The 19,008-nt window shown below is 74.0% G+C and carries 15 protein-coding genes; 1 reads left to right on the top strand and 14 read right to left on the bottom strand.

Translation table 11 applies throughout. The features are described 5' to 3' along the window. Positions 1–43 precede the first annotated feature (43 nt). The 14 genes from IF83_RS0105700 to hisI form a co-directional block, all read right to left on the bottom strand. Positions 44–1,504: a glutamate synthase subunit beta gene (locus IF83_RS0105700; protein WP_030542921.1), complete on the bottom strand. Its 1,461-nt coding sequence runs from the start codon at positions 1,502–1,504 to the stop codon at positions 44–46. Next, positions 1,497–6,095, bottom strand: a complete 4,599-nt coding sequence (gene gltB, locus IF83_RS0105705; RefSeq protein ID WP_030542922.1) for a glutamate synthase large subunit — start codon at positions 6,093–6,095, stop codon at positions 1,497–1,499. Before gltB ends, IF83_RS0105700 begins: the two co-directional genes overlap by 8 nt. Before the next feature lie 317 nt (positions 6,096–6,412). Beyond that, positions 6,413–7,186 carry a VIT1/CCC1 transporter family protein gene (locus IF83_RS0105710; RefSeq protein WP_030542923.1) on the bottom strand — a complete coding sequence of 258 codons (774 nt, stop codon included), beginning with the start codon at positions 7,184–7,186 and terminating at the stop codon, positions 6,413–6,415. 263 nt (positions 7,187–7,449) lie between these two features. Further along, positions 7,450–8,517, bottom strand: coding sequence for a prolipoprotein diacylglyceryl transferase (gene lgt, locus IF83_RS0105715; protein WP_030542924.1), 1,068 nt, complete (start codon positions 8,515–8,517; stop codon positions 7,450–7,452). Between the two features lie 361 nt (positions 8,518–8,878). After that, positions 8,879–9,091 (bottom strand): hypothetical protein, encoded by a 213-nt coding sequence (locus IF83_RS33620; RefSeq protein ID WP_158711000.1) that lies wholly within the window; start codon positions 9,089–9,091, stop codon positions 8,879–8,881. A 275-nt stretch (positions 9,092–9,366) separates the two neighbouring features. Next, positions 9,367–10,182, bottom strand: coding sequence for a tryptophan synthase subunit alpha (gene trpA / locus IF83_RS0105725; RefSeq protein ID WP_030542926.1), 816 nt, complete (start codon positions 10,180–10,182; stop codon positions 9,367–9,369). Next, positions 10,182–11,429 carry a tryptophan synthase subunit beta gene (gene trpB / locus IF83_RS0105730; protein ID WP_030542927.1) on the bottom strand — a complete coding sequence of 416 codons (1,248 nt, stop codon included), beginning with the start codon at positions 11,427–11,429 and terminating at the stop codon, positions 10,182–10,184. Before trpB ends, trpA begins: the two co-directional genes overlap by 1 nt. A gap of 658 nt (positions 11,430–12,087) precedes the next feature. After that, complete coding sequence (gene trpM / locus IF83_RS34015; RefSeq protein ID WP_167343572.1) at positions 12,088–12,264, bottom strand: tryptophan biosynthesis modulator TrpM; 177 nt, start codon at positions 12,262–12,264, stop codon at positions 12,088–12,090. A gap of 9 nt (positions 12,265–12,273) precedes the next feature. Further along, complete coding sequence (gene trpC / locus IF83_RS0105740; RefSeq protein ID WP_030542929.1) at positions 12,274–13,083, bottom strand: indole-3-glycerol phosphate synthase TrpC; 810 nt, start codon at positions 13,081–13,083, stop codon at positions 12,274–12,276. Positions 13,084–13,264: 181 nt separating this feature from the next. Further along, complete coding sequence (locus IF83_RS34560; RefSeq protein ID WP_107046705.1) at positions 13,265–14,314, bottom strand: DUF2752 domain-containing protein; 1,050 nt, start codon at positions 14,312–14,314, stop codon at positions 13,265–13,267. A gap of 87 nt (positions 14,315–14,401) precedes the next feature. Beyond that, positions 14,402–14,632 carry an HGxxPAAW family protein gene (locus tag IF83_RS0105745; protein ID WP_030542930.1) on the bottom strand — a complete coding sequence of 77 codons (231 nt, stop codon included), beginning with the start codon at positions 14,630–14,632 and terminating at the stop codon, positions 14,402–14,404. 184 nt (positions 14,633–14,816) lie between these two features. After that, positions 14,817–15,575, bottom strand: a complete 759-nt coding sequence (locus IF83_RS0105750; protein ID WP_078843199.1) for a TIGR02234 family membrane protein — start codon at positions 15,573–15,575, stop codon at positions 14,817–14,819. Between the two features lie 354 nt (positions 15,576–15,929). Next, complete coding sequence (locus IF83_RS0105755) at positions 15,930–17,438, bottom strand: anthranilate synthase component I (protein ID WP_078843200.1); 1,509 nt, start codon at positions 17,436–17,438, stop codon at positions 15,930–15,932. 187 nt (positions 17,439–17,625) lie between these two features. Beyond that, positions 17,626–18,036 carry a phosphoribosyl-AMP cyclohydrolase gene (hisI, locus tag IF83_RS0105760; protein ID WP_030542933.1) on the bottom strand — a complete coding sequence of 137 codons (411 nt, stop codon included), beginning with the start codon at positions 18,034–18,036 and terminating at the stop codon, positions 17,626–17,628. A 214-nt stretch (positions 18,037–18,250) separates the two neighbouring features. Here hisI and IF83_RS0105765 point away from each other — a divergent pair, with 214 nt between their 5' ends. Beyond that, on the top strand, positions 18,251–18,883 hold the full coding sequence (locus IF83_RS0105765) for a TIGR03085 family metal-binding protein (RefSeq protein ID WP_030542934.1): 633 nt from the start codon (positions 18,251–18,253) through the stop codon (positions 18,881–18,883). The last annotated feature ends 125 nt before the right edge of the window (positions 18,884–19,008 follow it).

A 19,008-nucleotide genomic window follows, 5' to 3' on the forward strand; every position in this document is an offset into this window, starting at 1 on the left:
CGTTCGCTCCGTCGCCCCCGCTCAGCGGCGGGGGTCCCGGCCGTCAGACCGTCAGCGCGCGGTCCGTCGGGCGGATCGGGGCGGGCAGGGAGCTGCCGCCGGTCAGGTAGCGGTCCACGCCGCGGGCCGCGGAGCGGCCCTCGGCGATGGCCCAGACGATGAGCGACTGGCCGCGCCCGGCGTCACCGGCGACGAACACGCCGTCGACGTTGGTGGCGTAGTTCTCGTCCCGGGCGATGTTGCCGCGGTCGTCGAGTTCCAGGCCGAACTGCTCGACCATGCCGTTCTCCCGGTCGGTGCCGGTGAAGCCCATGGCGAGGGTGACGAGCTGGGCGGGGATCTTCCGCTCGGTGCCGGGCTTCTGCTCCAGCTTGCCGTCCTTGAACTCGACCTCGATCAGGTGCAGCCACTGGACGTTGCCGTCCTCGTCGCCCTCGAAGTGGGTGGTGGAGACGGAGTAGACCCGCTCGCCGCCCTCCTCGTGCGCGGAGGTGACCTTGTAGAGCATCGGGAAGGTCGGCCAGGGCTGGTGCGGCGCCCGGTCCTCGCCCGGCTGGGGCATGATCTCCAGCTGGGTGACGGAGGCCGCGCCCTGCCGGTGAGCGGTGCCGACGCAGTCGGCGCCGGTGTCGCCGCCGCCGATGACGACGACGTGCTTGCCCTCGGCGCTGATCGGGGAGACGGTGAGGTCGCCCTCCTGCACCTTGTTGGCGAGCGGCAGGTATTCCATCGCCTGGTGGACGCCCTTCAGCTCCCGCCCGGGAACGGGCAGGTCGCGGGCGGTGGTGGCGCCGACGGCGATGACGACGGCGTCGTACCGCTTGCGCAGCTTGGCCGCGTTGATGTCGCGGCCGATCTCCATCTCGGTGCGGAAGCGGGTGCCCTCCGCGCGCATCTGCTCGATGCGGCGGTTGATGTGGCGCTTCTCCATCTTGAACTCGGGGATGCCGTAGCGGAGCAGGCCGCCGATGCGGTCGGCGCGCTCGAAGACGGCGACGGTGTGCCCGGCCCGGGTGAGCTGCTGGGCGGCGGCCAGGCCGGCCGGGCCGGAGCCGATGACGGCGACGGTCTTGCCGGAGAGCCGCTCCGGCGGCTGGGGGGTGACGTCGCCGCGCTCCCACGCCTGCTCGGCGATGGTGACCTCGACGTTCTTGATGGTCACCGGCGGCTGGTTGATGCCGAGGACGCAGGAGGCCTCGCACGGCGCGGGGCACAGCTTGCCGGTGAACTCCGGGAAGTTGTTGGTGGCGTGCAGCCGCTCGCTCGCCGCCGTCCAGTCCTCGCGGTAGACGTAGTCGTTCCACTCGGGGATGAGGTTCCCGAGCGGGCAGCCGTTGTGGCAGAACGGGATGCCGCAGTCCATGCAGCGGCTCGCCTGCTTGCTGATGATCGGCAGCAGGGAGCCGGGAACGTAGACCTCGTTCCAGTCCTTGACGCGGTCGGGGACGGGGCGGGTCTGCGCCACTTCGCGTCCCGTGGTGAGGAAGCCCTTCGGGTCAGCCATTGATCGCCGCCTCCATCATCTTCTCGTGGGTCTCGGACTCGGAGAGTCCCGCTCGCTCGGCGGCGTCCTTGGCGGCGAGCACGGCCTTGTAGGTGGCGGGGACGACCTTGCCGAAGCGGGGCAGGGCCGCGTCCCAGTCGTCGAGCAGGGCCCGGGCGACGGTGGAGCCGGTCTCCTCGTGGTGGCGCCGCACGACGTCGTGCAGCCAGCGCGCGTCGTCGGCGTCGAGCGCGTCGACGGCGGAGACGAGGTCCGGGTTGACGTTGTCCTTGTCCAGGTCGATGACGTAGGCGATGCCGCCGGACATGCCGGCCGCGAAGTTGCGCCCGGTCTCGCCGAGGACGACCGCGTGGCCGCCGGTCATGTACTCGCAGCCGTGGTCGCCCACGCCCTCCGAGACGACCGTGGCGCCGGAGTTGCGGACGCAGAAGCGCTCGCCGACCCGGCCGCGGAGGAAGATCTCGCCGCTGGTCGCACCGTAGGCGATGGTGTTGCCCGCGATGGTGGAGTACTCGGCGAGGTGGTCGGCGCCGCGGTCCGGGCGGACGACGAGCCGGCCGCCGGAGAGGCCCTTGCCGACGTAGTCGTTGGCGTCGCCCTCCAGCCGCAGGGTGACGCCGCGCGGCACGAAGGCGCCGAAGGACTGGCCCGCGGAGCCGGTGAAGGTGATGTCGATGGTGTCGTCCGGCAGTCCGGCGCCGCCGAACTTCTTGGTCACCTCGTGGCCGAGCATGGTGCCGACGGTCCGGTTGATGTTGCGGATCGCGATCCGCGCCCGGACCGGCTGGGCCTCCTCGGCGCTCGGTGCGTTGAGGGCGTCGGACGCGAGCTTGACCAGCTCGTTGTCGAGGGCCTTGCCCAGGCCGTGGTCCTGCTCGGTCACCTGGTGCCGGGCGGCGCCGGCCGGCAGGTCCGGGACGTGGAGCAGCGGCTCCAGGTCGAGGCCCTGCGCCTTCCAGTGGCCGACGGCCCGGGAGGTGTCGAGCAGTTCGGCGTGGCCGACGGCTTCTTCCAGGGTGCGGAAGCCCAGCTCGGCGAGGAGCTCGCGGACCTCCTCGGCGATGAACTGGAAGTAGTTGACGATGTATTCGGCCTTGCCGCTGAACCGCTCGCGCAGCACCGGGTTCTGGGTGGCGATGCCGACGGGGCAGGTGTCCAGGTGGCAGACGCGCATCATGACGCAGCCGGAGACGACGAGCGGCGCGGTGGCGAAGCCGAACTCCTCGGCGCCGAGGAGCGCGGCGATGACGACGTCGCGGCCGGTCTTCAGCTGGCCGTCGGTCTGCACGACGATGCGGTCGCGGAGCCCGTTGAGCAGCAGGGTCTGCTGGGTCTCGGCGAGGCCGAGCTCCCAGGGGCCGCCCGCGTGCTTGAGGGAGGTGAGCGGCGAGGCGCCGGTGCCGCCGTCGTGGCCGGAGATCAGCACGACGTCGGCGTGCGCCTTGGAGACGCCGGCGGCGACGGTGCCGACGCCGACCTCGGAGACCAGCTTGACGTGAATGCGCGCCTGGGGGTTGGCGTTCTTCAGGTCGTGGATGAGCTGGGCGAGGTCCTCGATGGAGTAGATGTCGTGGTGCGGCGGCGGGGAGATCAGGCCGACGCCGGGGGTGGAGTGCCGGGTCTTGGCCACCCACGGGTAGACCTTGTGGCCGGGCAGCTGGCCGCCCTCGCCGGGCTTGGCGCCCTGGGCCATCTTGATCTGGATGTCGTCGGCGTTGACGAGGTATTCGCTGGTGACGCCGAAGCGGCCGGAGGCGACCTGCTTGATCGAGGAGCGGCGGGCCGGGTCGTGGAGGCGGTCCGGGTCCTCGCCGCCCTCGCCGGTGTTGGACTTGCCGCCGAGCTGGTTCATGGCGATGGCGAGGGTCTCGTGCGCCTCCTGGGAGATGGAGCCGTACGACATGGCGCCGGTGGAGAAGCGCTTGACGATCTCCGAGACGGGCTCGACCTCGTCGATCGGGATCGAGGGGCGGCCGGACTTGAAGGAGAACAGGCCGCGGAGCGTCATCAGCCGCTCGGACTGCTCGTCGACCCGCCGGGTGTACTGCTTGAAGATGTCGTAGCGGCGGGTGCGGGTGGAGTGCTGCAGCCGGAAGACGGTCTCCGGGTCGAAGAGGTGCGGCTCGCCCTCGCGGCGCCACTGGTACTCGCCGCCGATGTCGAGGGCGCGGTGGGCCGCGGCGATGCCGGAGGCCGGGTACGCCTTGGCGTGCCGGGCGGCGACCTCCTGGGCGATCACGTCCAGGTCGGCGCCGCCGATCTTGGTGGTGGTGCCGTGGAAGTACTTCTCGACGAAGGCCTCGTCGAGGCCGACGGCCTCGAAGACCTGCGCGCCGCGGTAGGAGGCGACGGTGGAGATGCCCATCTTGGACATGACCTTGAGGACGCCCTTGCCGAGCGCCTTGATCAGGTTGCGGATGGCCGTCTCGGGTTCGACACCGGGCAGGAAGGTGCCGGCGCGGACCAGGTCCTCGACCGACTCCATCGCCAGGTACGGGTTGACGGCGGCGGCGCCGTAGCCGATGAGCAGGGCGACGTGGTGGACCTCGCGGACGTCGCCGGCCTCGACCAGCAGGCCCACCTGGGTGCGCTGCTTGGTGCGGATGAGGTGGTGGTGGACGGCGGAGGTGAGCAGCAGCGAGGGGATCGGCGCGTGCTCGGCGTCGGAGTGCCGGTCGGAGAGGACGATCAGCCGGGCGCCGTCCTCGATGGCGGAGGCGGCCTCGGCGCAGATCTCGTCGATCCGCGCGGCCAGCGCCTCGCCGCCGCCGTTCACCCGGTAGAGGCCGGAGAGGGTGACGGCCTTGAAGCCGGGCAGGTCGCCGTCGGCGTTGATGTGGACGAGCTTGGCCAGCTCGTCGTTGTCGATCACCGGGAACGGCAGGGTCACGCTGCGGCAGGACGCGGCGGTCGGCTCCAGCAGGTTGCCCTGCGGGCCGAGGGAGGAGATCAGGGAGGTGACGAGCTCCTCGCGGATGGCGTCCAGCGGCGGGTTGGTGACCTGCGCGAACAGCTGGGTGAAGTAGTCGAAGATCAGCCGGGGCCGGTCGGAGAGCGCGGCGATGGGCGAGTCGGTGCCCATGGAGCCGATGGGCTCGGCGCCGGTCCTGGCCATCGGCGCGAGGAGGATGCGCAGCTCCTCCTCGGTGTAGCCGAAGGTCTGCTGGCGGCGGATGACGGAGGCGTGGGTGTGGGCGACGTGCTCGCGCTCCGGCAGGTCGGCCAGGTCGATCAGGCCGGTCTCCAGCCACTCCTGGTACGGCTGTTCGGCGGCGAGTTCGGCCTTGATCTCGTCGTCCTCGATGATGCGGTGCTCGGCGGTGTCCACGAGGAACATCCGGCCGGGCTGGAGGCGGCCCTTGCGGACGACCTTGGCCGGGTCGACGTCGACGACGCCGACCTCGGAGGAGAGCACGACGAGGCCGTCGTCGGTGACCCAGTACCGGCCCGGGCGCAGGCCGTTGCGGTCGAGAACGGCGCCGACCTGGGTGCCGTCGGTGAAGGTGACGCAGGCGGGGCCGTCCCAGGGCTCCATCATCGTCGCGTGGTACTGGTAGAACGCCCGGCGGGCCGGGTCCATCGAGGTGTGGTTCTCCCACGCCTCCGGGATCATCATCAGCACGCTGTGCGGCAGCGAACGGCCGCCGAGGTGCAGCAGCTCCAGAACCTCGTCGAAGGACGCGGAGTCGGAGGCGTCCGGGGTGCAGACGGGGAAGACGCGCTCGGCGGCCTTCTCGCCGAACAGGTCGCTGGCGAGCTGCGACTCGCGCGCCCGCATCCAGTTGCGGTTGCCCTTGACGGTGTTGATCTCGCCGTTGTGCGCGACGAACCGGTACGGGTGGGCGAGCGGCCAGCTCGGGAAGGTGTTGGTGGAGAAGCGGGAGTGGACCAGCGCGATCGCGGTGGCGAAGGAGCGGTCGGAGAGGTCCGGGAAGAACGGCTCCAGCTGCCCGGTGGTGAGCATGCCCTTGTAGACGATCGTGCGGGCGGAGAGGGACGGGAAGTACACCCCGGCCTCGCGCTCGGCGCGCTTGCGGAGCAGGAACGCCTTGCGGTCCAGCGCCAGGCCGGTGTTCTCGCCGTCGGCCACGAAGAGCTGGGCGAAGTCCGGCATGGTGGCGCGGGCGCCGGCGCCGAGCATCTGCGGGGCGACGGGCACCTCGCGCCAGCCGAGGACGGTCAGGCCCTCCTCGGCGGCGATGGCCTCGACGCGGCCGGCGGCCTCGCCGTCACCGGCGGGGAGGAAGGCGATGCCGACGGCGTAGGCGCCGGCCTCGGGGAGCTCGAAGGAGACGGTGTTCCGGAAGAAGGCGTCCGGGATCTGGAGCAGGATGCCCGCGCCGTCGCCGGAGTCGGGCTCGGATCCGGTGGCTCCGCGGTGCTCCAGATTGCGCAGCACGGTGAGGGCCTGCTCGACCATGGCGTGGCTCGCCTCACCGGTGAGGGTGGCCACGAAGCCGACGCCGCAGGCGTCGTGCTCGTTGCGCGGGTCGTACATGCCCTGCGGGTCGGGGCGCCCGGCCAGGGGCGACCAGGCGGTGTTCCCACCGCTGGGCGCGGGGTGCTCGGACAGCAGGCGCGGCGTGCGCATCGGCTCTCCCGTCGTCGTCGTGGCAGTGTCAGTGCCGAGGGACGACGTTGGCCCTCTGCGAATTTCGTGCAGGTTACATGATGGCGGCTGTCCCGCAACGCGAAAACGGCGTTCCATCATGCGGACACCACCAGTTCAGAGCGGTGGTGGGGGGAGTGACTGGAGCGGCCCGCCCTGGTCTTCTCCGGCGCCGGACGGGCGGCACTGCCCGTAGCGCTTCCGGCTCATGCCCAGCCGGACGCCGGTCGAAACCCGCGAGTAACAAGATTTTCCCGGCCCGGAGGCCGGCCGGCGCGGCGGGCGCGCGGCCGGTGATCCTAGCTTACGGCTGTTCCGATGAGAGAGCCGAGGCCGTACGTCACCGCGGCGGCCGCACCACCGAGTATGAGCTGCCGGAAGCCGCTGTACCACCACGAGCGCGCCGTGACTCTCGCCACCAGACCGCCGCAGAGGAACAGCCCGGCCAAAGCGACCAGCACCGCCGGCCACAGCCGCTCCGTGCCCAGCAGGTACGGCAGCACCGGCAGGATGGCGCCCACGGCGAAGGCCCCGAAGGACGAGACGGCGGCGACCGCCGGCGAGGGCAGGTCGCCGGGGTCGACGCCGAGCTCCTCCCGGACGTGGATCTCCAGGGCCAGCTCGGGGTCGCGGGAGAGCTGCTCGGCGACCTGGCGGGCCAGCTCCGGCTCCACGCCGCGCGAGACGTACAGCGCCGCCAGCTCCCGCTCCTCCTCCGCCGGGTTGGTCCGGATCTCCTCGCGCTCGACCTCCAGTTCGGCCAGGACCAGCTCGCGCTGCGAGGCGACGGAGGTGTACTCGCCGGCGGCCATGGAGAAGGCTCCGGCGGCGAGACCGGCCAGCCCGGTGATCACGATGGTCTGCGAGGCGACGTTGCTGCCCGCGACACCCGTGATCAGCGCCAGGTTCGACACCAGGCCGTCCATCGCGCCGAAGACCGCGGGGCGCAGCCAGCCGCCGTTGACGTCGCGGTGGGTGTGGTTGTCCCGGTGCGCGTCGTGCGGCTTGTCCTCGGTGACACTCTCGGTGGCGTTCTCGGCGAGGTTGTCGGCGGCTGCGCTGCTGCTGGCCATCGGTGTGGTGCTCCCTTCCCCGGGACAGCCCGGCGGCTCCCCCTGGCCTCGACGGTACGCGCGATGCCATCGGCGGCGCCAGCAAGGAAGGCCGAACTTACCTGCCTGACCTGCGGTTTTCTTGGAGGGCGGGTGCGGGGGCGGGTGCTGTGGGCGGTTTCCGGGGCCGGGGTGCGGGCCGTCTCGGGGCGGTGCGGACAGCCGGACGGCGGCGGACCCCCGGAAGGGTCCGCCGCCGTCTCGGTGGGTCCGTGATCTCCGTCTCAGAGCTTCTTGGCGGCGCCGGTCTCGGAGCCGGCGGTGCCGTCGCCGTCACCCGGGCCCTCGCGCTTTGCACCGCCGGCCGGCCCGGCGTCCTCGACCGCCTTGGGGTCCTCGGCGGCCTTGGCGTCCTTGGCGTCCTTCTCGGGCCCGCCGCCCTTCCCGGGCTCCTCGCCGACCTCGCCGTCCGCCTCGCCGTCCGTCGTCTCGTCCGTCTCGCCGTCGCGGGCGGCGCCCGCGGCCTCCGCCGCGCGGGCCTCCTCCGCCGCCGGTTCGACCACCGTCTCCCGGCCGGGACGCAGCCGGGAGGAGACGATCATGTAGGTGACCGCCCCGAGGAAGACGACCATCGAGGTCCAGACGTTGAAGCGCAGCCCGAGCACGTAGTTCGCCTCGTCGATCCGCAGGTACTCGATCCAGCCGCGGCCCACGGTGTACGCGGCGACGTACAGCGCGAAGGCCCGGCCGTGGCCGAGCTTGAAGCGGCGGTCGGCCCAGATCACGAGCAGCGCCACGCCGACGCACCACAGCGATTCGTAGAGGAACGTGGGGTGGTAGAGCCCGGGCTCGGGACCCTTGTCGATCTTCAGGGCCCAGGGCAGATCGGTGGCCTTGCCGTACAGCTCCTGGTTGAACCAGTTGCCCCAGCGGCCGATGGCCTGGGCGATGGCGATGCCGGGCGCGACGGCGTCCGCGTAGGCCGGGAGCGGGACGCCGCGGCGCCGGGCGCCGATCCACGCGCCGACGGCACCGAGGGCGATGGCGCCCCAGATGCCGAGCCCGCCCTCCCAGATCTTGAAGGCGTCGACCCAGTTGCCGTTCTCACCGAAGTACGGCTCGTACGTGGTGAAGATGTGGTAAAGACGGCCGCCGACCAGACCGAACGGCACGGCCCAGACGGCGATGTCGGCCACCGTGCCGGGCAGGCCGCCGCGGGCGACCCAGCGCCGGCCTCCGATCCAGACGGCGGCGAAGACGCCGATGAGGATGCTGAACGCGTAGCCGCGCAGCGGGATCGGACCGAGTTCGATCACGCCGGTCGACGGGCTGGGAATGTATGCGAGGTCCATGGCGGTCCCGACGCTACCGTGCCGGGCGGGGTGCCGGGCAACCAGCCCGGCAACGGCTCCGTAACGGGGCCGCGCCCGGCGGGGCGCCGCGCCGCCGCCCTCCGTGGACGGCCCTCGCCGGGCGGTCGCGGGATGCACCCTGGGCTGTTCCGTCATCGCGGCGCGCGGCGCCGGTGCCCGGTGCACGTGCCGGGGCTTTCTCCTCCGCACTCCGGGGCGGTGCGGGAGCATCGCTGGAGCGATCGCTGGAGCGGAGGGGTGTCCGCACACCGCTGTGCGGACCTTCCTGTTGCGCGGCGTGAGGCACCCCACCCGGGGGCCGGGGAACTCCGCAGCCGGTGGCGGAGGGCCGGGAACGGCGTCAGGAGAGGGCCCGGGCCTGGTCGGCCACCACCGCGACCAGCAGGACGACGAAGACCAGGCCGGCCGCCACCCCCCACCAGCGCTGCCCGCGCGCCTGCGGCCACCCGGGCCCGGCGCTCCCCGCGGCGAACCGCGCCCACTCCTCCTCGGATATCGCGGACAGCCCGGGCTCGTCCGCGGCTCGGCCGGCGGCCGGCGACTCTGCGGTCACGGTCCTCACATCTCCTCGGGTCGGCGCACGGGGGCGTACGGCCGGGGCGCGCGGCGAACCGGCCGGGAGGGGGTGTGGGGGGTGAGGCCAGCGTAGAGCAGCGGGCCGACAGCGCCGAGAGCCGCGACAGCGGAACGGGGAGGCGCGTGTGCCGCCTCCCCGTTCCGCTCCCCCGCCGCGCCGCTGCGCCCCTCGCGGGCCGTGCGGCTCCCGGGCCGTACCGCCCCCGGGTGCCGCACCGCTCCCCCGCCGTACCGCCGCCGCGGTCCGGGCGGTCAGGCCCCGCGGCTCACGCCCTTCGCCAACTCCCCCGCCAGGAGGCGGACTTCGGCGAGCCCGGTCTCCAGGTCCGGGGCGTCCAGCAGCCGTTTGACGAAGGCCGAGCCGACGATCACGCCGTCGGCGAACGCCGCGACCTCGGCCGCCTGCTCCGGGTTGGAGACCCCGAGGCCGACGCAGACGGGCAGCTCCGTGGTGGCCCGGGTGCGGCGCACCAGGTCCTGGGCCTGCTCGCCCACGGACTCACGGGTGCCGGTGACGCCCATCAGCGAGGCCGCGTAGACGAAGCCGCTGCCGGCCGCCGTGATCTTCGCCAGCCGCTCGTCCCGGCTGCTCGGCGCGACCACGAAGACCGTGGCCAGGCCGTGCTTCGCGGCGGCCGCGCGCCACACCGCGGACTCCTCGACGGGGAGGTCGGGCAGGATGCAGCCCGCTCCCCCGGCCTCGGCCAGATCGGCGGCGAACCGCTCCACGCCGTACCGGTCGACCGGGTTCCAGTACGTCATGCAGAGCACCGGGGCCCCGGTCGCCGCGTGCACCTCGGCGACCGTGCGGATCACGTCCGTGATCCGCAGCCCGGCGCGCAGCGCGATGTCGTCGGCGGTCTGGATGACCGGCCCGTCCAGCACCGGGTCGCTGTGCGGCAGCCCGACCTCGACCACGTCGCAGCCGCCCTCGACCATCGCCGTGACGGCCCGCACCCCGCCGTCCACGGTCGGGAAACCGGCGGGCAGATAGCCGACCAGCGCGGCCCGGCCCTCCCCCTTGGCCTTGGCCAGGACGGATTCCAGGAGTTCCAGGTTGCCCGCCATCACTCGGCCTCGATCTCGTCGCTCGGGTCGTACAGCTTGAAGTAGCGCGCGGCGGTCTCCATGTCCTTGTCGCCGCGGCCGGAGAGATTGACCAGCACCAGCCCGTCCGGGCCCAGCTCGCGGCCGAGGACGAGGGCGCCGGCCAGCGCGTGCGCGCTCTCGATGGCCGGGATGATGCCCTCGGTCTCCGACAGCAGCCGCAGCGCCTGCATCGCCTCGTCGTCGGTGACCGCGCGGTACTCGGCGCGGCCGGTGTCCTTGAGGTAGGCGTGCTCGGGGCCGACGCCCGGGTAGTCGAGCCCGGCGGAGATCGAGTACGGCTCGGTGATCTGGCCGTCCTCGTCCTGGAGGACGTAGCTGCGGGAGCCGTGCAGGATGCCGGAGGTGCCCTCGGTGAGGGTCGCCGCGTGCTCGCCGGTCTCCACGCCGTGCCCGCCGGGCTCGAAGCCGACGAGCCGGACGGACGCGTCGGGGATGAACGCGTGGAACAGGCCGATGGCGTTGGAGCCGCCGCCCACGCACGCCGCGACCGCGTCCGGCAGCCGGCCGGCGCGCTCCAGGATCTGCCGGCGCGCCTCGACGCCGATCACCCGGTGGAAGTCGCGGACCAGGGCGGGGAACGGGTGGGGCCCGGCCACCGTGCCGAAGAGGTAGTGGGTGCGGTCGACGTTGGCGACCCAGTCGCGGAACGCCTCGTTGATGGCGTCCTTCAGGGTGCGGCTGCCGGACTTGACGGCGATGACCTCGGCGCCGAGCATCCGCATCCGCGCCACGTTGAGCGCCTGCCGCTTGGTGTCGACCTCGCCCATGTAGATGGTGCATTCGAGGCCGAAGAGGGCGCAGGCGGTGGCCGTCGCGACCCCGTGCTGACCGGCGCCGGTCTCGGCGATGACGCGGGTCTTGCCCATGCGGCGGGTCAGCAGCGCCTGCCCCAGCACGTTGTTGATCTTGTGGGAGCCGGTGTGGTTGAGGTCCTCCCGCTTGAGGAAGACCCGGGCGCCACCGGCGTGTTCGGCGAACCGCCGGACCTCGGTCAGGGCGCTGGGGCGGCCGGTGTAGTTGACGAGCAGTTCGTCCAGCTCGGCGGCGAAGGCGGGGTCGGCCTTGGCCTTGGCGTACTCGGCGGCCACCTCGTCGACGGCGGCGACCAGCGCCTCGGGGATGAACTTGCCGCCGAACGCGCCGAAGTAGCCCTCGGGGCTGGGGACCAGACCCTCGGGGTCCGGAATGAAGAAATCGGAGGACATCTGCGGTACTCCTCGTGACGGGGCGCGGGGCCCCGGCTGGTGGGTGGTGACAGTGGTGGAAGGGAACGCTCCGCGGGGAAGGCTCGCGTACGCCCGGCCGGGGGCGGCACCGCCGCCCGGTTCCGGCTCCCCGGCCCGGGGCCGCAGGCGCGGACGGGACGGTGAGCAGCGGCCGGGTATCCGGCGCCGCACGCCATCGCACGCCGCTGCCGAGGTCGCGGGTCCGGGTCCGGGTCCGGGGGAACCGGGATGACCCGGGACTCCGGGCACCGGCCTGTTCCCGGCACCCCCGAGCACTCGGTTGTCCCCGGTCCGGCCGGGTCCGGCTCGGGACCACGGCCCGGAGAACGGAGCCGAGCCGGTCTCCGGGACCGAACGGTCCGGAAGCCGGGTTCCGACTCGGATCGTTCCGGCAAACCGTGGCCGGAGCCGCTCCCGGGTCCGGATACTCCCGGGACAGGCACCGATCCGGACCGGTCCAGACCCTCTCCGCGGCTCCGGGGCTCGGTGTCCGGGCCCCGGCCGCCGGGTGCCGGCCGAATGCCCGGCAGCGCGGGCCCCGGGTGTCGGGTCCGGAAGCCGAGCGATGGGCGGGAGAGACCGGGAGGGCAGCCAACCCGGGGGCGGTCCGCTCAAGAGCGGGCGGCGCCGGGCGGTGTCAGACCGCGCCGGCGGGCGTACGCGTGGCCGCGGCACGCCATCGCATGCCGTTGATCTGCCCCGGCTCACTGCCGATGTGGTACCGCACCCGCCGCCCCCGCACCCGCCGCGCGGGCGCGCGGCAGCCCCGCGGCCGGCAGCCGCGGGCGAGCCGTGCGTACGGGGAACGGGTCATCGGGGCTCCTCAGCCGCGCCCGTGCCGCAGGGCCGGGTGCGCGCCGGCCGCCACGAGGTCGGACACCGCCGTCTTCGGGTCACGGCCGGTGACCAGCGACTCCCCGACGAGCACGGCGTCCGCGCCCTCGTTGGCATACGCGATCAGGTCGTGCGGTCCGCGCACGCCCGATTCCGCGATCTTGACGACGTGGTCCGGGATGACCGGGGCGATCCGGCCGAAGTTGGACCGGTCCACTTCCAGCGTCTTGAGGTTCCGCGCGTTGACGCCGATGACGCGGGCCCCGGCGACGACGGCCCGCTCGACCTCCTCCTCGTCGTGCACCTCGACGAGCGGCGTCAGACCGATCGACTCGGCGCGCTCGATGAGCGACACCAGGGCCGGCTGGTCCAGGGCCGCGACGATGAGCAGGGCGAGGTCGGCGCCGTGGGCACGGGCCTCCCACAGCTGGTAGGAGGTGACGATGAAGTCCTTGCGCAGCACGGGAATGTCGACCCGGGCGCGGACGGCCTCCAGATCCGCGAGCGAGCCGCCGAACTTCCGCTCCTCGGTCAGCACGCTGATGACGGCCGCGCCGCCCGCCTCGTAGTCGGCGGCGAGCCCGGCCGGGTCGGCGATCGCGGCGAGCGCGCCCTTGGACGGGCTGGAGCGCTTGACCTCGCAGATCACCTTGACGCTGTCACCGCGGAGCGCCGCGGCCCCGTCCTTGGCCGGAGGGGCCCCGGCCGCCCGCTCCTTGAGCTCGTCGAGGCTCACGCGCGCCTGCCGCTCCGCGAGGTCGGCACGGACTCCCTCGATGATCTCGTCGAGCACACTCACGGGAGCGGCCCCCTTCCGGGACGGTGGTGGAGCGATCGCGGCCGTCCGGTGCCCGCCGGGCACCGCCCCGCCCGCGACTGCGCGAGACTCTGCGATGGTATCCGGCCGGGCGCACACCCTTCACATCCGGGCGCCCGGGGTCCCGACACGTGGACAAACCCGGTGCTACCGGTTCCGGTTCTCACGGTGCCAGGCCCGCGCCGAACGGCAGGTTCCGGACAACCGTAAAGCCCGTGACGAGCGCCCCGGCGGCCCACCACGGCAGCCGGCTCCGCGCGGTTCGCACGGTACGCGCGGTACGCCGCGGGGCCGCCGGAGTCGTTGGATCCGCGGAGTCCATGGGGCCGGCGGGGCTCACGGGGGTCGTGCCCCATGCGGAACGCCCGCTCGGTCCGGCACTCCCGCTCGGCGTGGCCCCGGCAGCCCGGGTGGGCCCGGCGGCGCGCACGGGCCCAGCGGCGGCGCGCAGAGCTCGTACGGCCCAGATCCCCCAAACGACAGCCGCCGCTGCCACGGCCAGCACGGCCAGCGCGTTGGCGCCGAACGCGGCGGCCGGATCGCCTTGCGCGAGGGCGTGGACACCGCGCAGACCGCCGCAGCCGGGGCACAGAAGGCCGGTCGCGTGGAACAGCGGGCACACCGGGTAGCGCCCCGGCACGCCCGGATCCACGGCCCCGACCCAGCCGAGAGCGGCCGCACCGGCGGCGAGCGCCCCCAAGGGCGCGGCCAGAGCCCTCGGGCGGAACGGAAGAAGCCGCCCGGCACGGCCGGCCGGGTGACGGCCGCCACCGGGTGGCGCAGCCGGGCCGGACACGGCAGTGCCCGTCGGCGGACCCGGAGCCGAGGTGCGGCCCGTCACCGGATGCTCGGACGGGGCAGCGGAAACCGGCGCGGAGCGGAAAGGGCGGGGGACACGGGCACGGACCGAGCCCGGCGCCCGGCCGAGGCGGCGGGGGAATCCGGACGCCCGGGCAGAGCCGCGGGCGGACCCGGACACGGGGCCGCGGCCCCGGGCCGGTGCACGGGCGGACCCGGGCGCGAAGCCGCGGGCGTGGCCGGACAGATGTCCCGGGCCGAGTCCGGAGGCACGGGCGAAGCCGGGGCCGCGGCCCCGGGCGGGGGCACGGCCCGGGCCCGGCGCGGTGCGGGGTGTGCGGGTTGGTCGCTCACGAAGCCGAGTCTCGCCGCGGACGCGGAAAGGCGCAGCCCCGGGCCCTCGTACGCCGTCCATACGGCCGTACGGGCCACGGGGCCGCGCCTTCACGGTCTCGCCCCGGCTCGCGGGGGGGCGCCGTGCGCCACCCGCGGACCGGTCGGGTCAGTGCTGCGGCTGCTGCCGCTTCTGCGGCTCGCGCGAGGCGTCCTGGCCCATGCCGGCCTTCTTCATCATCCAGCCGACGATGCCGCCCAGGAAGACGATGGCGATACCCACCCAGAAGCCCACGGGGCTGGCCATCACGGTGAAGGCGCTGGCCACGCAGAAACCGATGAAGGCGATGATGACGCCGGTCCAGGCGGCCGGGGTGTGTCCGTGGTCGGTGCCCGCCATGAGTTCTCCTCGTTGCTCTGTGTGCGCCTGGCTCGGGCGCGGTGAACGCTCGCCGTCCATTCTTCCCGACGGGCTGTGACGCCGTCGCGCCGGGGTGCCGTCCCGGAGCGTCGCGAGGGCGCGGGCCACCGGGGCGGCCCGGGTATGGCCCGGATGCGGTCCCGGGCCGGCGAGGGCGGTGGCTTCAGCGGTCGCGGGTCGGGTCCTCGCCCCGGTCGAGGGCGCGCCACATCTCGTCGGGGCGCTCCGGGTCGGGCGCGGCGGCGCCCTGGCGCACCCCACCGGCCGGACGCTCGTACCGTCCCGACATAGCGGGCCAGCGGCGTCCGTGACGCAGGGCGATCAGCCCCGCGAGCAGCAGGAGCAGCCCGGCCGCGGTGGAGGCCAGCGGCCAGACGGTGTGCGTGACGTTCTCCACACCGGCGCCGACCAGGCCGGTGACCCGGGCCGCCTCCGCCTCCAGGGCCCCGGTGTCGGCGCGGCCGAGGAGGGAGCCGACGGCGGTGCCCGCCCCGCTGAGCGCCAGCAGCGCGGCGACGGCGGTGCGGCCCGCGCGGCGTACGGCGAACACGGCGACCAGCGCGGCGAGTCCGACGATGGCCAGCGCGGCGGGCGCCCCCGTCACGTCCCGGCCTTCGGCACTGACCCGCAGCGCCCCCTGGGCGGCGGTGGTCGTGGCCTCGGACCAGGTCTGTCCTCCGGCGACCAGGGCGAGGGCCGCGCCCGCGGCGCCGAGGGCGAGCGCGGCGGCGAGGCTGCGACGGCCGGTGCCGGCGGCGGGCCCGGCCGCCGGATCGGGCGCCGGCTCGGGCCCGGTCCGGTGCGAGCCGGATGTGGGACGCCCGGGTTCGCCGGGTCCGGGTTCGCTGTGTCCGGGTTCGCTGTGCTCGGCTTCGCTGTGCTCGGGTTCGGGATGACTGCGCGGCTCGGGTACGGGACTCACGTTTCCACTATGACCCGTACCGCCCCGCCGCCCGAACCCGGGGCGGTGGGGCACCCGGTACGGCACGGGTCACGGGGGGTATGGGACACGGGGCGGTACGGGACCCGAGGCGGCACTCGTCCCGTGGCAGTACGCGGCTTCCGAGGTGGGTGCGGGAGGGCCGGGGATGAGCAACTCGCAGGGACTGCCCCGTGACGCCTCCGGGGATCCCCGCGTCGTCCGGCTGCCCCCCGGTGGAGGACCAAGTGCCCTTTGGGGCGCCGGAGTACCGCCCGGCGAAGGGCGCCCCGCCCCGGTGCGGGCGGCTGGGCGGAGCCCGGGCGGGGCCCGGAAACGGCCCGCCGCGGCCCGGCCCTACCGCAGCCCGGAGGCCATCCGGACCGCGCGCAGCACCGCCGCCGCCTTGTTGCGGCACTCCGTGTCCTCGGAGACCGGGTCGGAGTCGGCCACGACCCCCGCCCCGGCCTGCACATACGCGGTGCCGTCGCGCAGCAGCGCCGTGCGGATGGCGATCGCGGTGTCGGAGTCGCCCGCGAAGTCGAGGTAGCCGACGCAGCCCCCGTACAGGCCCCGCCGGGTGGGCTCCAGCTCCTCGATGATCTGGAGGGCGCGGGGCTTGGGGGCGCCCGAGAGCGTGCCGGCCGGGAAGCAGGCGGTGAGCACGTCGAAGGCCGTCCGGCCCTCGGCGATGCGGCCGGTGACGGTGGACACGATGTGCATCACGTGGCTGTACCGCTCCACCGACATGAAGTCCACGACCTCGACACTGCCCGGCTCGCAGACCCGGCCTAGGTCGTTGCGTCCGAGGTCGACGAGCATCAGGTGCTCGGCGCGCTCCTTGGGGTCGGCCAGCAGTTCCTCGGCGAGCGCGGCGTCCTGCTGCGGGGTGGCGCCGCGCGGCCGGGTGCCCGCGATGGGGTGCAGCATGGCGCGCCCGTCCTCGACCTTGACCAGCGCCTCGGGGCTGGAGCCGACGACGTCGAAGCCGTCGAACCGGAGGAGGTACATGTACGGGCTGGGGTTGGTGGCGCGCAGCACCCGGTAGACGTCCAGGGCGGAGGCCGGGCAGGGCGTCTCGAACCGCTGGGACGGGACGACCTGGAACGCCTCCCCGGCCCGGATGCGCTCCTTGATGTCCTCCACGGCCTCCTGGTACGCGGCGCCGCCCCAGCGCTGGGTGAACTCGGGCAGTTCGGAGGGCGGCACGACGGCGGCGCCGCCGGGGAGGGGCCGGGCGAGGTCGGCGGTCATCGCGTCGAGGCGGGCGACGGCGTCCGCGTAGGCCTCGTCGACGCCCGTGTCGAGGTCGTTGTGGTTGATCGCGTTGGCGATGAGCAGGACGGTGCCGTCCCAGTGGTCGAGCACGGCGAGGTCGGAGGTGAGCAGCATGGTGAGCTCGGGGAGCCCGAGGTCGTCACGGGTGCTGTCGCCGACCTTCTCCAGGCGGCGGACGATGTCGTAGCCGAGGTAGCCGACCATGCCGCCGGTGAACGGCGGCAGGCCGAGGAGATCGCCGAGGTCGCGGGGGGTGTGCAGGGTGTCGACGGTGGTGCGCAGGGCCTCCAGCGGATCGCCGCCGGTGGGGACGCCGACGGGCGGCGTGCCGAGCCAGTGCGCCTCGCCGTCGCGGACGGTGAGGGTGGCGTCGCTGCGGACGCCGACGAAGGAGTAGCGCGACCAGGAGCGGCCGTTCTCCGCGGACTCCAGCAGGAACGTGCCGGGGCGTTCCGCCGCCAGCTTGCGGTACAGGCCGACCGGGGTGTCCCCGTCGGCGAGCAGCCTGCGGCTGACGGGGATGACGCGGCGGTCGGCCGCCAGCTTGCGGAAGGTGGTGAGATCCATCGTGGCGGCACCGGTGCTCATGGGCCCGGATCCTAGTGGGCCGGGCGGACCCGGCCGGGGCCGTTCCAGCATGCGGCCGCGGCCGCCGTCCCCACGGCGGGCCCTCCACGCCGGCCCCGCCGGGTGCGGTCCCGGGCCGGGCACCGGGCTCGCGGGACCGGGCGGCCACCGAAGACAGCCGGACGTAACGGCCGGATGGGACGGCCGGTCAGGCGGAGGCCGCCGGGCCGAGCGGCAGTTCGTCGGCGTCGAAGCAGGTGCGGTCGCCGGTGTGGCAGGCGGCACCCACCTGGTCGACCTTGACGAGCACGGTGTCGCCGTCGCAGTCGAGCGCCACGGACTTGACGTGCTGGACGTGGCCCGAGGTGTCGCCCTTCGCCCAGTACTCGCCGCGGCTGCGGCTCCAGTAGGTGCAGCGGCCCGTGGTGAGGGTCCGGTGCAGGGCCTCGTCGTCCATCCAGCCCAGCATCAGCACCTCGCCGGTGTCGTACTGCTGCGCGATGGCCGGGACGAGCCCTTCGGCGTTCCGCTTGAGCCGCGCGGCGACGGCGGGGTCGAGGCCGGAGGAGCCGGCGGGGGCGGCGGCGCGGTCGCCGGAGTCACGGGAGTCGCTGGACATGGGCGCCATTGTGCCGCCACGTCCGGGGCACCGGGAAATCCGCCGCACGGCCGGGGCGGCGCGGGGGCACGGGACACGCGGCCGACCCGTCCCGGGGCCCGGGCCGGTCCGCCCCCGAGACCGCCCCCGACCTCGCTCGGGGTTCTCCCCCACTGTCCCCCGAACACAGCGCGGCATCGTGGCCGCTCCCCCGGCGCGGTCGTAGGGTGGCGGTATGTCGACCCATGCGAAGCGTGAACGTCTGCTCCTGGCCGATCTGTTGGAGAACGCGGGCCCGGGGGCCCCGACCCTGTGCGGCGACTGGACCACCCGCGACCTCGCCGTGCACCTCGTGGTGCGCGAGCGGCGTCCCGACGCGGCCGCGGGCATGTTCGTCAAGCCGCTCGCGGCGCGACTGGACCGGGTGCAGGCCGAGTTCGGCGCCAAGCCGTACGAGGAGCTGATCCAGCTCATCCGCACCGGCCCGCCCCGGATGTCGCCGTTCACCCTGAAGCAGATCGACGAGGCCGCCAACACCGTCGAGTTCTATGTGCACGCCGAGGACATCCGCCGCGCCCAGCCGGACTGGACGCCGCGCGAGCTGGACCCGGTCCTGGCCGACGCCCTGTGGTCCCGTATCGAGAAGGCGGCCCGGATGATGGGCCGCAAGTCGCCGGTCGGCCTGGTGCTGCGCCGCCCGGACGGCCGCACGGCCGTGGCCCACCGCGGCACGCCGGTGGTCACCGTCACCGGCGAACCGGGTGAGCTGCTGCTCTTCCTCTACGGCCGCCAGGAGCAGGCGCGCGTGGAGACGGAGGGCGACAAGGACGCCGTCGCCAAGGCGTACGCGGCCAAGCTCGGCATCTGACGCGGCTGACGCGGGCGGCCGGCGGCCCCGGGCCGGGGCACACGGCCCGGGCCTCGCGGTTCACCCCTGTGGCCCACCGTGGGGGTGCGAGGAGGGTGCTCGCGCCGTTTCCCGGTGCGGACTGC

The sequence above is a fragment of the Streptomyces albus subsp. albus genome (genome assembly GCF_000719865.1).
Classification (GTDB): Bacteria; Actinomycetota; Actinomycetes; order Streptomycetales; family Streptomycetaceae; genus Streptomyces; species Streptomyces albus_E.

Coding starts and splice junctions, on each gene's coding strand:
- IF83_RS0105700 (WP_030542921.1), bottom strand. CDS start 1,504: ATGGCTGACCCGAAGGGCTTCCTCACCACGGGACGCGAAGTGGCGCAG.
- gltB (WP_030542922.1), bottom strand. CDS start 6,095: ATGCGCACGCCGCGCCTGCTGTCCGAGCACCCCGCGCCCAGCGGTGGG.
- IF83_RS0105710 (WP_030542923.1), bottom strand. CDS start 7,186: ATGGCCAGCAGCAGCGCAGCCGCCGACAACCTCGCCGAGAACGCCACC.
- lgt (WP_030542924.1), bottom strand. CDS start 8,517: ATGGACCTCGCATACATTCCCAGCCCGTCGACCGGCGTGATCGAACTC.
- trpA (WP_030542926.1), bottom strand. CDS start 10,182: ATGGCGGGCAACCTGGAACTCCTGGAATCCGTCCTGGCCAAGGCCAAG.
- trpB (WP_030542927.1), bottom strand. CDS start 11,429: ATGTCCTCCGATTTCTTCATTCCGGACCCCGAGGGTCTGGTCCCCAGC.
- trpM (WP_167343572.1), bottom strand. CDS start 12,264: ATGACCCGTTCCCCGTACGCACGGCTCGCCCGCGGCTGCCGGCCGCGG.
- IF83_RS34560 (WP_107046705.1), bottom strand. CDS start 14,314: ATGGACGGCGTACGAGGGCCCGGGGCTGCGCCTTTCCGCGTCCGCGGC.
- IF83_RS0105745 (WP_030542930.1), bottom strand. CDS start 14,632: ATGGCGGGCACCGACCACGGACACACCCCGGCCGCCTGGACCGGCGTC.
- IF83_RS0105755 (WP_078843200.1), bottom strand. CDS start 17,438: ATGAGCACCGGTGCCGCCACGATGGATCTCACCACCTTCCGCAAGCTG.
- hisI (WP_030542933.1), bottom strand. CDS start 18,036: ATGTCCAGCGACTCCCGTGACTCCGGCGACCGCGCCGCCGCCCCCGCC.
- IF83_RS0105765 (WP_030542934.1), top strand. CDS start 18,251: ATGTCGACCCATGCGAAGCGTGAACGTCTGCTCCTGGCCGATCTGTTG.